Origin of the sequence: Streptococcus parauberis NCFD 2020 (genome assembly GCF_000187935.1) — a bacterium.
Lineage (GTDB): Bacteria > Bacillota > Bacilli > Lactobacillales > Streptococcaceae > Streptococcus > Streptococcus parauberis.
Genome location: NZ_AEUT02000001.1, coordinates 1553024 through 1566554, shown reverse-complemented (window position 1 = coordinate 1566554; position 13531 = coordinate 1553024). Strand labels below are relative to the sequence as shown.

Annotated in this window: 13 protein-coding genes; 10 read left to right on the top strand and 3 right to left on the bottom strand. The window is 35.1% G+C overall.

From position 1 onward, the window contains the following. The first annotated feature begins 8 nt into the window (after window positions 1-8). The 4 genes from SPB_RS07845 to SPB_RS07830 all read left to right on the top strand — a co-directional run bounded on the left by SPB_RS07845 (window position 9) and on the right by SPB_RS07830 (window position 3640). The gene (locus SPB_RS07845) at window positions 9-203 is read left to right on the top strand and encodes a CsbD family protein (RefSeq protein WP_003102747.1); all 195 of its coding nucleotides are present in this window, start codon (window positions 9-11) and stop codon (window positions 201-203) included. Window positions 204-556: 353 nt separating this feature from the next. Then, window positions 557-922, top strand: a complete 366-nt coding sequence (locus tag SPB_RS07840) for an Asp23/Gls24 family envelope stress response protein (protein ID WP_003103618.1) — start codon at window positions 557-559, stop codon at window positions 920-922. Next, a complete protein-coding gene (locus SPB_RS07835) occupies window positions 922-2586 on the top strand; it encodes a DAK2 domain-containing protein (protein ID WP_003106085.1) in 1665 nt (554 codons plus the stop codon). Before SPB_RS07840 ends, SPB_RS07835 begins: the two co-directional genes overlap by 1 nt. A 163-nt stretch (window positions 2587-2749) precedes the next feature. Further along, complete coding sequence (locus SPB_RS07830) at window positions 2750-3640, top strand: SPFH domain-containing protein (RefSeq protein WP_003105709.1); 891 nt, start codon at window positions 2750-2752, stop codon at window positions 3638-3640. 61 nt (window positions 3641-3701) lie between these two features. On the opposite strand, the gene SPB_RS11270 is transcribed toward SPB_RS07830, so the two are convergent. The 3 genes from SPB_RS11270 to SPB_RS07820 form a co-directional block, all read right to left on the bottom strand. Next, window positions 3702-3818: a putative metal homeostasis protein gene (locus tag SPB_RS11270; RefSeq protein WP_003105912.1), complete on the bottom strand. Its 117-nt coding sequence runs from the start codon at window positions 3816-3818 to the stop codon at window positions 3702-3704. 107 nt (window positions 3819-3925) lie between these two features. After that, window positions 3926-4666 carry an amino acid ABC transporter ATP-binding protein gene (locus SPB_RS07825; RefSeq protein WP_003103247.1) on the bottom strand — a complete coding sequence of 247 codons (741 nt, stop codon included), beginning with the start codon at window positions 4664-4666 and terminating at the stop codon, window positions 3926-3928. Between the two features lies 1 nt (window position 4667). Beyond that, a complete protein-coding gene (locus SPB_RS07820; protein ID WP_003104342.1) occupies window positions 4668-6236 on the bottom strand; it encodes an ABC transporter substrate-binding protein/permease in 1569 nt (522 codons plus the stop codon). A 205-nt stretch (window positions 6237-6441) separates the two neighbouring features. Between SPB_RS07820 and SPB_RS07815 the strand changes: the two genes are divergently transcribed. The 6 genes from SPB_RS07815 to sufD all read left to right on the top strand — a co-directional run bounded on the left by SPB_RS07815 (window position 6442) and on the right by sufD (window position 13529). Further along, window positions 6442-8346, top strand: a complete 1905-nt coding sequence (locus SPB_RS07815; protein WP_003103368.1) for a DUF2207 domain-containing protein — start codon at window positions 6442-6444, stop codon at window positions 8344-8346. Between the two features lie 74 nt (window positions 8347-8420). Beyond that, window positions 8421-9260, top strand: coding sequence for an undecaprenyl-diphosphate phosphatase (locus tag SPB_RS07810; RefSeq protein WP_003102685.1), 840 nt, complete (start codon window positions 8421-8423; stop codon window positions 9258-9260). A 103-nt stretch (window positions 9261-9363) separates the two neighbouring features. Beyond that, window positions 9364-10119, top strand: coding sequence for an adaptor protein MecA (gene mecA, locus SPB_RS07805; protein WP_003104886.1), 756 nt, complete (start codon window positions 9364-9366; stop codon window positions 10117-10119). A 6-nt stretch (window positions 10120-10125) separates the two neighbouring features. Next, window positions 10126-11283 (top strand): glycosyltransferase family 4 protein, encoded by a 1158-nt coding sequence (locus tag SPB_RS07800; RefSeq protein WP_003104405.1) that lies wholly within the window; start codon window positions 10126-10128, stop codon window positions 11281-11283. A gap of 124 nt (window positions 11284-11407) precedes the next feature. After that, window positions 11408-12178 carry a Fe-S cluster assembly ATPase SufC gene (gene sufC / locus SPB_RS07795; protein WP_003103864.1) on the top strand — a complete coding sequence of 257 codons (771 nt, stop codon included), beginning with the start codon at window positions 11408-11410 and terminating at the stop codon, window positions 12176-12178. Between the two features lie 88 nt (window positions 12179-12266). After that, the gene (gene sufD / locus SPB_RS07790) at window positions 12267-13529 is read left to right on the top strand and encodes a Fe-S cluster assembly protein SufD (RefSeq protein WP_003102572.1); all 1263 of its coding nucleotides are present in this window, start codon (window positions 12267-12269) and stop codon (window positions 13527-13529) included. Window positions 13530-13531: the final 2 nt, after the last annotated feature.

Genomic DNA, 13531 nt, shown 5'->3' with positions numbered 1-13531 from the left:
ACATTAACATGTCAGAAGAAAAATTCGAAGCAAAATTAGATCAAGTTAAAGGTAGCGTTAAAGAAAGTGCTGGAAAATTAACTGGCGATAAAGAATTAGAGGCTGAAGGTAAAGCTGATAAAGTTATCGGAAAAGGTAAAGAGTTAGTTGATGCTGCTAAAGATGCAGTAAAAGGCGCTATTAATTCTCTAAAAAATAAGTAAGCGAAAACAATTCCCTTAATTGAGAGTTGTTTTTTAATAGTTATAATTTGAAAATTATGATACAGTTATTAAAAAAGTGATTGATTTTCTCTTGTTCCCTCTCTCTCCTAAGAATTGTGGGTCACTTTCCAGCTTTTCTCCCCGATTGCTGGTTTTTTTATGTCCAATATAACGGAAATAGAAAAAGTTGCCGAAAAAGTCCCAAAAACAACGCAAAACTACGTAATTTCACGTAAATTATATATTTTTACTACTAGATAAAAAGCGTATTTCGTGCGCATTCGGTGGATTACGTGACAAAACGGATAATGTTTAGTATAATAAACTGATAAAAACTTTTTGAGGTAGTAAATATGACTGTAAAAATTAATACAAATGATGGTCTCATTGAACTATCCGATGACGTTATTGCAACTGTCGTTGGTGGTTCAGCAACAGAAATCTTTGGCGTTGTTGGTATGGCTAGTAAAAGTGCTCTAAAAGACAATTTTCAATCACTACTTCGCAAAGAAAACTACGCAAAAGGTGTCGTAGTTAAATCAACAGATGCAGGTATTACTGTTGATGTTTATACTGTAATGAGTTACGGTGTAAAAATTAGTGAAGTATCAAAGAATATCCAAGAGCGTGTGAAATTTAACTTAGAAAGCCAATTGGGTCTTTCTGCTGATAAGGTAAATGTCTACGTTACAAATATTAAGGTTGTGGGAGAAAATTAGTGTCTAAAATAACAACAAGCTTATTCCAAGAAATGGTCCAAGCAGCAGCAACTCGTTTAGGAAATCAAGCAGAATATGTCAATTCTTTAAATGTCTTTCCTGTACCAGATGGTGATACAGGTACTAATATGGGCATGACTATGGATAATGGCGCAAAAGAAGTAGCTGATAAACCTGCTTCAACAGTAGGTGAAGTAGGTCAAATTTTGTCTAAGGGTCTACTTATGGGTGCACGTGGTAACTCAGGAGTTATTACATCGCAATTATTCCGTGGTTTTGGTCAAAGTATCAAAGGTAAAGTAGAACTAGATGGTAAAGATTTAGCACTCGCTTTTCAATCTGGTGTTGAAGTTGCCTATAAAGCTGTAATGAAACCCGTAGAAGGAACGATTCTTACTGTTTCTCGTGGTGCAGCCTCTGCCGCATTGAAAAAATCAGAATCAACTGATGATGTTGTTGAAGTCATGGCTTCAGCTTTAAAAGGAGCTAAACGTGCTTTAGCTAAAACACCGGACATGCTTCCTGTTCTTAAAGAAGTTGGTGTTGTTGATTCAGGTGGTCAAGGTTTGGTCTATATTTATGAAGGCTTTATGTCAGCCCTAAATGGTGACTATGTTGCTTCTGAGGACTATGTTGCAACTCCAGCAAACATGTCTGAAATGATTAATACAGAGCATCATAAAGCAGTAATCGGTCATGTTGCCACTGAAGATATCACTTATGGCTACTGTACTGAAATTATGGTTGCTCTTAAACAAGGCCCAACTTATGTAAAAGAATTTAACTATGAAGAATTCCAAGGTTATTTAAGCCAATTGGGTGATTCGTTATTAGTTGTTAACGATGATGAGATTGTTAAAGTCCATGTTCATACAGAAGATCCTGGTTTAGTAATGCAAGAAGGATTGAAGTATGGTGCCCTTGTGAAAATTAAAGTTGATAACATGCGTAGTCAACATGATGCACAGGTTGTCAAAACGGATCAAGAAAGCAAAAAAGCTGAAGCTAAAGAGTTAGCAATTATCTCAGTAGTAGCAGGTGATGGTTTAGCTGACATTTTTAAAGCGCAAGGCGTAGACTATATTATCTCAGGTGGTCAAACTATGAACCCGTCTACTGAGGATATAGTTAAAGCAATTGAAGCTGTAAATGCTAAGCAAGTTATTATCTTACCAAATAACAAAAATATCTTTATGGCTGCTCAATCTGCTGCAGAAGTTGTTGATATACCAGCTGCTGTCGTTGAAACAAAAACTGTTCCTCAAGGCTTTACAAGTCTATTAGCTTTTGACCCTAGTCAATCCTTAGACGAGAATGTAGCAGCTATGACAGCAAGTCTTTCAGAAGTTGTTTCAGGCAGTCTAACTTTAGCAGTTCGTGACACAAGTATTGATGGCTTAGAAATTCATGAAAATGACTTCCTGGGTATGGTTGACGGTAAAATTGTAGTTTCTGTTAATGATATGGAAGAAGCAATGAAAGCTACTTTTGAACATATGATTGATGAAGATAGCGAAATTGTAACTATTTTTGTTGGTGAAGGTGGAAAACAAGAGTTAGCTGAGGAACTTGCCAGTTACCTAGAAGATAAGCATGAAGATGTAGAAGTTGAAATCCATCAAGGGGATCAACCAGTATACCCGTACCTGATGAGTGCCGAATAAAAGAAGCGAAAGAGTAAAATGTTTATTTTACTCTTTTTTTAAAATATTAAAATAATATGTTGACTTTACTAAAGAAATGATTATAATATGTATCATAACAATAAGTCAATATACTTCTTGTTATGAAATTGTCCAGATATAATCTGGCAGAGGAGGAGATTTTATGTTGTTCACTTTAATATTTACTATTATTTTAGTAATCATTATATTGTCAGTTATTGTTAGTACTCTTTATGTGGTCAAGCAACAAACAGTTGCTATTGTTGAACGGTTTGGGAAGTATCAAAAAACATCAACAAGTGGTATTCATATTCGCTTACCTTTTGGGATTGATAAGATTGCTGCGCGTGTCCAATTACGTCTCCTACAAACAGAAATTATTGTTGAAACTAAGACTAAGGATAACGTGTTCGTTACCTTGAATATTGCAACACAATACCGTGTTAATGAACAAAATGTAACTGATGCCTACTATAAATTGATGAAACCTGAAGCACAGATTAAGTCTTATATAGAAGATGCCCTTCGTTCATCAGTTCCCAAATTAACTTTGGATGAATTGTTCGAGAAAAAAGATGAAATTGCCTTAGAAGTTCAACACCAAGTGGCAGAAGAAATGTCAACTTACGGTTATATTATTGTTAAAACGTTGATTACTAAAGTTGAACCAGATGCTGAAGTTAAACAATCAATGAATGAAATCAATGCTGCTCAACGTAAACGTGTTGCGGCACAAGAATTAGCTGAAGCAGATAAAATTAAAATTGTTACAGCAGCCTCTGCAGAGGCTGAAAAAGATCGCTTGCACGGTGTTGGTATTGCCCAACAACGTAAAGCGATTGTTGATGGGCTAGCTGAGTCTATCCAAGAATTAAAAGAAGCAAATATTAGTCTAAATGAAGAACAAATCATGTCAATTCTGTTGACTAACCAATATTTAGACACATTAAATACCTTTGCTGCAAAAGGTAACCAAACCTTGTTCTTACCAAATACTCCAAATGGTGTAGATGATATTCGTACACAAATTTTATCAGCACTTAAAACAAAATAAAAAAACAAGTAAGACGGAGGGATTTGTCTTACTTGTCTTTTTGTCTGACTAAATGATCTGCTTATTTTTTACCAGATCGTTTGTGCTCATGAATGATTTTAAGAGCACGTTTTTTAGTTTTAATATTTGGACTTTTTAGCCTACGATATGCAGACGCCAAGTCAGTTTTTTCTGCCATTGAAACCTCCTATAATATAGATTATTAACGTTAATAGTAATAGTTTAACACAATATACTTAACCAGTAAAGCATATTGTGAAGAAAAAGAGAATCGTAATGATTCTCTTATTTTAAGAAGCGTTGTAAAAACTCTTTTGTTCGGCCTTGTTGAGGATTTTCAAAGATTTGTTCTGGTGTCCCTTCTTCAGCAATGACACCTTTATCCATGAAGATAACACGGTCAGAAACATCTCTGGCAAAATCCATTTCATGTGTCACAATTATCATTGTTAAACCAGATTGTGCTAACTCTTGCATGGTTACTAAAACTTCACCAACCATTTCAGGGTCGAGTGCTGAAGTTGGTTCATCAAATAGCATAGCTTCAGGATCAACAGATAGTGCACGAGCAATCGCAACACGCTGCTTTTGACCACCAGATAACTGCTTTGGTTTTGCTTTCCAGTATTGTTCAGTTAAACCAACAGTGATTAAATTTTCTTTAGCAATTTTTTCAGCTTCACTACGGCTACGTTTTAATACAGTAGTTTGAGCGATAATAGCATTCTCAAGGACATTAAGATTTTCAAAAAGGTTAAATGATTGAAAAACCATTCCCAATTTTTCACGGTAATGCGTAAGATTATAATTATCAGCTAGAACATTTTTTCCATGATAGAGTACTTCTCCGTCAGTTGGTTCTTCTAATAGATTGATTGAACGTAATAAAGTAGATTTACCCGAACCAGATGAACCGATGATAGAAATTACTTCACCTTTGTTAACAGTTAGGGAGATATCTTTGAGGACTTCATTGTTACCATAAGATTTCTTTAAATGTTTAATTTCAATAATTGGATCTGACATCTTAGGCCTCCTCTACGTGGATTTGATTAGCAGCTGTCGTATAAGTATCTTCATCAAATCGACGTTCAATATAACGTAAAATACGTGTTACAGTGAATGTTAAGATAAAGTAAATGACTGCGATAACTGAGAATGTTTGGAAGTATTGATAATTTTGTGTAGCAACTGTGTTACCAGAGAAGTAAAGTTCAACTACGGAGATAACATTCAATACAGAAGTATCCTTGATGTTGATGACAAACTCATTCCCTGTGGCTGGTAAGATATTACGCATGACTTGCGGAATGACAATTTTACGCATTGTTTGACCATGTGTGAATCCAAGAGCTGTCGCGGCTTCGAATTGTCCATTATCAACAGATAAGATACCACCACGAACGATTTCGGTCATATAAGCACCAGTATTGATAGAAACGATAAAAATAGCGGCTAGGGTCCGGTCAAGTGATATACCAAATGCTTGAGCCGTACCATAATAGATAACCATTGCTTGTACAATCATTGGCGTACCACGGAAAATTTCAATGTAGATATTCAAGAGGACTGAGAAAATCTTTTGGAGAATAGCTAGTGCTTTATTTTTCGCAATAGGAGCCGTCCGATAGATACCAATTAAAAGTCCAATGATTAGACCAACAACAGTACCAATAGTTGAAATGAGTATAGTTAAACCAGTCCCACGGAGAAATTGTTTCCAATTTTTCTGAGCAATAGCCCACATTTGTTCGAAGAAATTAGGTTTAGCATTGTCAGTTGATTTCTTTTCTTTTGGTTGAAGTGTAACCATTCTATCCATCAAGCCAATACGTTCTTTTTCGTTCATTCCTGCTAAAACAGTATTTACTTCATTAATGCGTGCATCATCTTTACGCATACCAACAGCGATAGCAGCATCTGATTCTGACACGGTAAAGCCATTTCCTTTTTTAAGTGTAATCATTTTAAAGGAAGCGTTAGCGTTTTCGGCGGTCATTGCTTCAGGACGCTCGGAAATGTAGCCATCAATTACGCCTGATGATAAGGCCTGCCTCATTTGTGAAAAGTCTCCCATAGGCGTTTGAGCTTTAACTCCTTTAATTTGAGGGATCAAGTTTACGTGCCAAACCCCTTGTTGGGCAGTGATTTTTGCTCCAGAGAAATCTGATAATGATTTTGCTTTTGCGAATTTACTGTTTGACTTAACCACTAGAACGGGCTCACTTGTATAGTAGCTGTTTGAGAAAGAAATTTCTTTTTTACGTTCTTCAGTTGGGCTCATCCCCGCTGCAATCATGTCAATTTTACCAGATGTCAATGCAGGAATTAAACCTGTCCATGATGTCTTAACAACTAGTAATTTTTTATTCATTTGCTTGGCAACTTTTTGTGCAATTTGCACATCATAGCCATTTGCATACTGATTTGTTCCTTCAATTGGAGCAGCACCATTTGCATTTGTATCTTGTGTCCAGTTGAATGGCGCATAGGCGGCTTCCATTCCGACCCGTAGATATTGGTCTGCCTGTGCACTATTAACTCCTCCTAATAGAAGAAATAAGGTAAACAAGCAACTATATAGTAGCTTTTTCATAAAAAAGACTCCTGTCTTATAAATTGTAATACCCATTATTTTACAGCAAATACCTTTGCATTTCAATCTAAAAATGTCACATTTTTGGAAAATTATACGTATAATTTAACTTTTTTTGAGTAAAAATAAGGGAGCACCCCTTAGGGTTAAAGCTTATCTTTTATGAGAATATGTGGTAAAATAATTTCAGAAAGCAGGATATAAAGTGAAAAAATTAATTTTTGTTTTTTGTTTCATTGTCTCATTTCTTTCCATTCAAGTTAGTGCAAACGATATTCGCTATCGAATTCCATCATATAAAGGTGAATTAACAATAAATGAGGATAATTCTGCCCAATTTAAAGAAGAAGTAGACTTTATCTTTAGTTCAGAATTTGGAGGACAATATGTCAGTTTAGGAAGTTCAGGAAGAGTTCCTAATGGTTTCATAATTGATAATAACCCCAAAGTAAATGTCTATAAAAATGGTAAACCAGTTCAAGTAAATACACAAATGTTTGAATTGGGTGATGGACTAAAGCTTAAAGTTTATAATCCTGGTCAAGAGACAGATCGGGTAAAAATAATAATCGTTTGGCATTTAAATCAGATTCTATATAAATATGATGACGTTGCTGTTTTAAATTGGATACCAATCTCGGATTGGGACCAACCAATAAAAAAAGCAACTTTCACAGTAAAAACACAAAAAGATAGTAAATTTCATCAATTAAATGTTCATCGCGGATATTTTGATTCAAATACTGTTGAACAAGAAGGAGATGTTTTTAAAACTGTTTCTTATGATGTAAAAAATCAGTTAGAGTTGCATGGTGCATGGGATTCTTCAATTGTTAATGCGCCTGTCATTCATCAAAATTATAAGGATAACTTTCTCAAAATAGAAGATAATATCAGTGCTTACACCAGAAAAGTACAAAATTTCTTCCGCTATCAGTTATTCTTGATTATTTCAGGATTATTAGCACTATCTCTTCTCATCAGATCTTTGATTAATCGTTCCTTGTTTCGTTACAAAACGGATAGTGATGCACAATTCTATGGTTTACCTGGAGATATGACTCCTTTAATGGTTGCTGACAGTATTTACAATTTGAATTTAAATAAGTTGAGTCCTCTCAACAGAGAGCGTTTTACAGATGATGTTAGTTTTGAGAATTTACTTCAAGCTACTTTACTAGACTTAGTAGATCGAAAAGTACTTAAGATTAAAGAGGAAGGTGCAAATCCGACAATTAGTATCTCATCAAGAAATAACGTGTCTGATTATGAAGAAAAATTTTTACAGATGGCTTTTGGTACTGAAACTAAATTAAAGATTCAGGATTTGTTTAGCCGTTACCTCTTTGATACAAATATCTCTGAAAAGCTCAAAGGAACATATTCAGGGAAAGAGTTAGAAAATCAGGTAAGAAATAGAGGAAACAGACAGGTTCAATTACTAAAAAATGCCCTAAATGACATAACTGAATCAGTCAAAAAAGGTTCTGGACCCTTAGCTAAAGAGCATTATAGAGATATGTCGACTACAGAATCTTTCTGGTTAGTGATTAGTAAAACAATCTTATTTGTTAGTATTTTTATTTTACTGCTCAGTATTTATTATTTAATGAATTTAACCCAGTACAATTTAGCAATGTTTTATTTGATTGCAATTCTTGTCTTGGTTGTAGTAGCTTACTTTTTCCACAAAAAGGATCGCCATTTTAAACTTCAGGGAATTTTAACTGAAAAAGGAAAGATGGACCGTGAGGTTTGGGATGATTTCAGAAGAATGTTAAAAGATATCAATCGTTTTGATCAAGCTGAAGTTGAAAGTCTAATTGTATGGAATCGGATTTTAGTTTATGCTACTTTGTTTGGCTATGCTGATCAAGTCGAAAAATACATGAACTTACATGATATTAATATTCAAAATACTGAATTAGGTCAACATTATTATACTTTTGCTCCATACAGTTTTGGCGCCATAAATAATATTGGTAGTTCTGGTTTAGCTGCAACGCAAGCAAGCAATTTCAGCGTTTCAAATGGCACAAGTAATGGTGGTGGATTTTCAAGTGGTGGCTTCTCTGGCGGCGGAGGCGGCGGAGGCGGCGGAGCTTTCTAATAAGTGAAACTATTTTAAGCTAATCTTAAGAAAATTTGTTACAATGGATAATAGCAAAAAGGCAAGGAGAAAGCATGTTGTTTGTTGAATTATTAAAAGCCATTTTCTATGGTATTGTAGAAGGTATCACAGAATGGTTACCAATTTCTAGTACAGGTCATTTAATTTTAGTTGAAGAGTTTGTCAAACTAAATCAAAGTGCTGCCTTTATGGAAATGTTTAATGTTGTTATCCAATTGGGAGCGATTTTAGCCGTTATTGTTAGATACTTTAATCGCCTTAATCCTTTCCAACCAGGAAAAAGTAAACAAGAAGTTCAGTTAACTTGGCAATTGTGGGCAAAAGTAATAGTTGCTATTTTGCCAGTTGTGATTATTGGTTTGCCTTTTGATAATTGGTTTAATGCTCATTTTTATAATTTTATTACTGTAGCTTTAATGTTAATTGTTTATGGGGTAGCCTTTATTTGGGTTGAAAAACAACATAAAAATGTTGAACCTGAAGTAACAAGTTTGGCTAAAATGTCATATAAAACAGCACTCTTCATTGGCCTCTTTCAAGTCTTGAGTATAATCCCAGGAACAAGTCGATCAGGGGCAACTATTCTTGGTGGTATAATAATGGGGACGAGTCGTACTGTTGCCACAGAATTTACCTTTTTCTTAGGAATCCCGGTAATGTTTGGTGCTAGTTTATTAAAAGTCTTGAAGTTTTTCTTAAAAGGGAATGTCCTTGGATTCGGTTCAATTTTAATCCTTTTAGTTGCTAGTCTAACAGCTTTTCTAGTCAGTCTCCTTGCTATTAAATTTTTGACTGACTATGTTAAGAAACATGACTTTACAGCCTTTGGAAAATACCGAATTGGTTTAGGTATCATACTAGTTATTTATTTTATTTTTACATTAATTTTTTAATTAAGACCAGTTAAGCTGGTCTTTTCTTTTATTTGGGATGAAAAATTGCTTAATAGTACCATTTCTAGTATAATAGAATGACTACGCGTGCGAGGTATATACTATGGAAATGAAACAAATCAGCGAAACAACGCTAAAAATAACGATCAGCATGGATGATTTAGAAGAAAGAGGTATGGAATTAAAAGATTTCTTGATTCCACAAGAAAAGACCGAAGAATTTTTCTATTCAGTTATGGATGAACTTGATTTACCAGAAAACTTTAAAGATAGTGGTATGCTTAGTTTCAGAGTGACACCTCGAAAAGATCGATTAGATGTCTTTGTTACAAAATCAGAATTAAGTAAAGACATCAATTTTGAAGATTTAGCTGAACTAGGTGATATTTCACAAATGACGCCTGAAGATTTTTTCAAAACGATTGAAAAAAACATGATGGAAAAAGGTGATGTCGATGCTCACCAAAAATTAGAGAAAATTGAAGAAATGCTTGAGGATGCTTCTGCTCAGGCGCAGGAGCAAGCAAAAGTTGCTGAACAAGAAGAGTATGAAGCAGAAGTTCTTGATTATGTTCACTTCGTATTGAATTTTGCTTCTATTGAAGATGCAATTAATTTTTCAAAAACAATTGATTTCCCAATTGAAGCATCTGAGTTATATAAGGAAAGCAAAAGTTATCACATGACTATTTTATTAGATGTTCAAAATCAACCTTCATATTATGCAAATGTTAGCTATGCACGTTTAATTGAACATGCTAATCCTGGGATTAGGACCAGAGCTTATTTACAGGAGCATGGCATTCAATTAATTGAAGATAATGCTGTTGAAGAATTGAAAAAAATTGAGATGGTGTAATATTGTATGTTTCCTTTTACTTTTAATCATATACTTGTCCTGATTGGTGCACTATTAATATCTTTACTTATTACTCCAATTTTCCGCTTAGTAGCTTTCAAAATTGGGACAGTCGACAATCCTAATGCTAGGCGAATCAATAAAATTCCAATGCCTAGTGGGGGTGGAATTGCAATCTTTATTTCATTTATGATTGTAACTTTGGTGTTTATGCCTAAGGTTACACCGGACTTATCCAAAGAGCAAATAAGTTATTTTAGTTATATTTTTCCAGTCGTCATGGGGTCCTTGATGGTTACAGTGACTGGCTTTATTGATGATTTATTTGAAATTGCACCCCGAGTAAAAATGCTTGGTATAATTTTTGGTGCATCAATTATTTGGGCTTTTACAACCTTTCGATTCGATTCTTTTAAGATTCCATTTGGTGGCCCACTTTTAGAATTTGGTCCCATTGTAACTTATATCCTTACTGTTCTATGGATTGCATCAATTACTAATGCTATCAATTTAATTGATGGTTTGGATGGTTTGGTTTCTGGTGTGTCGATAATTAGTTTGTTGACAATGGCTGTTGTGTCATTTTTCTTCTTACCACAAGCAGATTTTTATTTGACCTTAACCATTCTTATATTAGTTGCTGCAATTGTGGGCTTTTTCCCTTACAATTACTATCCCGCAATTATTTATTTAGGGGACACAGGAGCCTTATTCATCGGCTTTATGATTGGTGTTCTATCTTTGCAAGGATTAAAGAATGCTACAGCTGTCGTAGTGGTGACACCAGTTATAATCCTTGGTGTACCAATTATGGATACTGCGGTAGCGATTATCCGAAGAAGTCTATCGGGCAAGAAATTCTACGAGCCGGATAAAATGCATTTGCACCACCGTCTTTTGTCGATGGGTTTCACCCATCGCGGAGCAGTCTTGGTTGTTTATGCTATAGCCATGTTGTTTTCACTGGTTTCTTTGCTACTCAATGTCTCTAGTAGAATTGGTGGGGTTCTGTTAATGTTTGGTCTTTTGTTTGGACTGGAAGTTTTAATTGAAGGACTAGAAATTTGGGGTGAGAAAAGGACACCACTTTTTCATCTCTTAAAATTCATTGGGAACAGTGACTATCGACAAAAGGTATTGGAAAAACGAAAAGAAAAACACTGATTTTATAATCTATTGAAAAGCCTTTCAAGGCTTTTTTTGCTATAATAAAAGTATTGGTTTAAAAATGATTAGAATCCTTAAATTTTTAGAAAAAAGGATTACTATAGAATATATGAGGTAAATAATGTCTACTCTAGAAATTAAAAACTTGCACGTCTCAATTGAAGACAAAGAAATTCTTAAAGGTGTGAATTTGACATTAAAAACAGGTGAAATTGCGGCAATTATGGGTCCAAATGGTACTGGTAAATCAACTTTATCGGCAGCCATTATGGGTAATCCGAATTATGAGGTTACTGAAGGACAAATTCTCTTAGATGGTCAAGATATCTTAGAACTTGAAGTAGATGAAAGAGCCCGCCTAGGACTATTTCTAGCTATGCAATACCCATCTGAAATTCCAGGTATTACTAATGCTGAATTTATTCGTGCAGCAATGAATGCTGGTAAAGCAGATGAGGATAAAATTTCAGTCAGAAACTTTATTACTAAGTTAGACCAAAAAATGGAGTTACTTGGAATGAAAGAAGAAATGGCTGAACGTTACCTCAACGAAGGTTTCTCAGGTGGTGAAAAAAAACGTAATGAGATTTTACAATTGTTGATGTTAGAACCTAGGTTTGCCTTATTAGATGAAATTGACTCTGGTCTTGATATTGATGCAATGAAAGTTGTTTCCAAAGGGGTTAATGAGATGCGAGGAAACAACTTTGGCGCAATGATTATTACTCATTACCAACGCCTTTTGAATTACATTACTCCTGATCGTGTTCACGTGATGATGGAAGGTCGCATTGTCCTATCAGGCGGAGCAGAATTAGCAGAGCGTCTTGAAAAAGAAGGTTATATGACAATCGCTCAAGAACTTGGAATTGAATATAAAGAAGAAATTTAATGATGTTTTTTGATTTGTGAGTGATTAGTGACATACTAAAACGAACAAGATTTAAGACAAGAATAACAAAAGAGAAGGAAACATCATTATGACAATAGAAACAATTAAAGCATTTTCACAGTCAAAAGCTGAGCCTAATTGGTTACAAGAGCTACGTCTAGCAGCTTTTGATAAAATTGAAGAATTACCTTTGCCTTCTATTGAAAGGGTAAAATTTCACAGATGGAATTTGGGAGATGGTACTATTTCTGAAAGTACAGAAATAGCTGCAGTACCAGATTTTATGGCAATTGGAGACAATCCTAAATTGGTTCAAGTTGGGACACAAACGGTTGTTGAACAAGTACCCTATGAATTAGTTGAAAAAGGCCTTATTTTTACTGATTTTTATTCGGCTTTGGAAGAAATTCCAGAGGTAATAGAAAAACATTTTGGATCAGCTGTTCAGTTTGACCAAGATAAATTATCTGCCTACCACACAGCATACTTTAATAGTGCGGCTGTCCTTTATGTTCCAGATTTTATGGAAATTGCGGAGCCAATCGAAGGTGTATTCTTACAGGATAGCGATAGCGATGTGCCACTTAACAAGCATATCTTGATTATTGCAGGGAAAGAAAGTAAGTTTTCTTACCTGGAACAATTGGAAAGCATTGGTGGACAGACTGCTAAAGCGACAGCTAATATTACCGTCGAAGTCATCGCCCAAGCAGGCAGCCAAGTTAAGTTCTCAGCAATCGACAAACTAGGTGCAAATGTCACAACTTACATTAGTCGACGAGGAAAATTAGAGTCCAACGCTACAATCAATTGGTCACTAAGTATCATGAATGACGGGAATGTTATTGCGGATTTTGATAGTGATTTGTTAGGTGAAGGCAGTCACGCTGACTTGAAAGTAGTTGCTGTCTCTGCAGGTCGTCAAGTTCAAGGGATTGATACCCGTGTGACTAACTATGGTCGAAATTCTGTGGGGCACATTTTACAACATGGAGTTATTTTAGACCGTGGGACATTAACTTTTAATGGGATTGGCCATATTATTAAGGGTGCAAAAGGGGCTGATGCCCAACAAGAAAGTCGTGTCCTTATGCTTTCAGATAAGGCAAGAAGTGACGCTAATCCAATTTTGCTAATTGATGAGAATGAAGTTACTGCAGGACATGCAGCGTCTATTGGGCAAGTGGATCCAGAGGATATGTATTACCTAATGAGTCGCGGACTTGATAAGGATACGGCTGAGAAATTGGTTATCCGTGGCTTCTTGGGGACTGTTATCACAGAAATCCCGGTCAAAGAAGTACGAGACCGTATTATCAAAGTATTAGATGAAAAATTACAAACTAACTAACC

Coding starts and splice junctions, on each gene's coding strand:
- SPB_RS07845 (WP_003102747.1), top strand. CDS start 9: ATGTCAGAAGAAAAATTCGAAGCAAAATTAGATCAAGTTAAAGGTAGC.
- SPB_RS07840 (WP_003103618.1), top strand. CDS start 557: ATGACTGTAAAAATTAATACAAATGATGGTCTCATTGAACTATCCGAT.
- SPB_RS07830 (WP_003105709.1), top strand. CDS start 2,750: ATGTTGTTCACTTTAATATTTACTATTATTTTAGTAATCATTATATTG.
- SPB_RS11270 (WP_003105912.1), bottom strand. CDS start 3,818: ATGGCAGAAAAAACTGACTTGGCGTCTGCATATCGTAGGCTAAAAAGT.
- SPB_RS07825 (WP_003103247.1), bottom strand. CDS start 4,666: ATGTCAGATCCAATTATTGAAATTAAACATTTAAAGAAATCTTATGGT.
- SPB_RS07820 (WP_003104342.1), bottom strand. CDS start 6,236: ATGAAAAAGCTACTATATAGTTGCTTGTTTACCTTATTTCTTCTATTA.
- SPB_RS07810 (WP_003102685.1), top strand. CDS start 8,421: ATGTTGTTTGTTGAATTATTAAAAGCCATTTTCTATGGTATTGTAGAA.
- mecA (WP_003104886.1), top strand. CDS start 9,364: ATGGAAATGAAACAAATCAGCGAAACAACGCTAAAAATAACGATCAGC.
- SPB_RS07800 (WP_003104405.1), top strand. CDS start 10,126: ATGTTTCCTTTTACTTTTAATCATATACTTGTCCTGATTGGTGCACTA.
- sufC (WP_003103864.1), top strand. CDS start 11,408: ATGTCTACTCTAGAAATTAAAAACTTGCACGTCTCAATTGAAGACAAA.
- sufD (WP_003102572.1), top strand. CDS start 12,267: ATGACAATAGAAACAATTAAAGCATTTTCACAGTCAAAAGCTGAGCCT.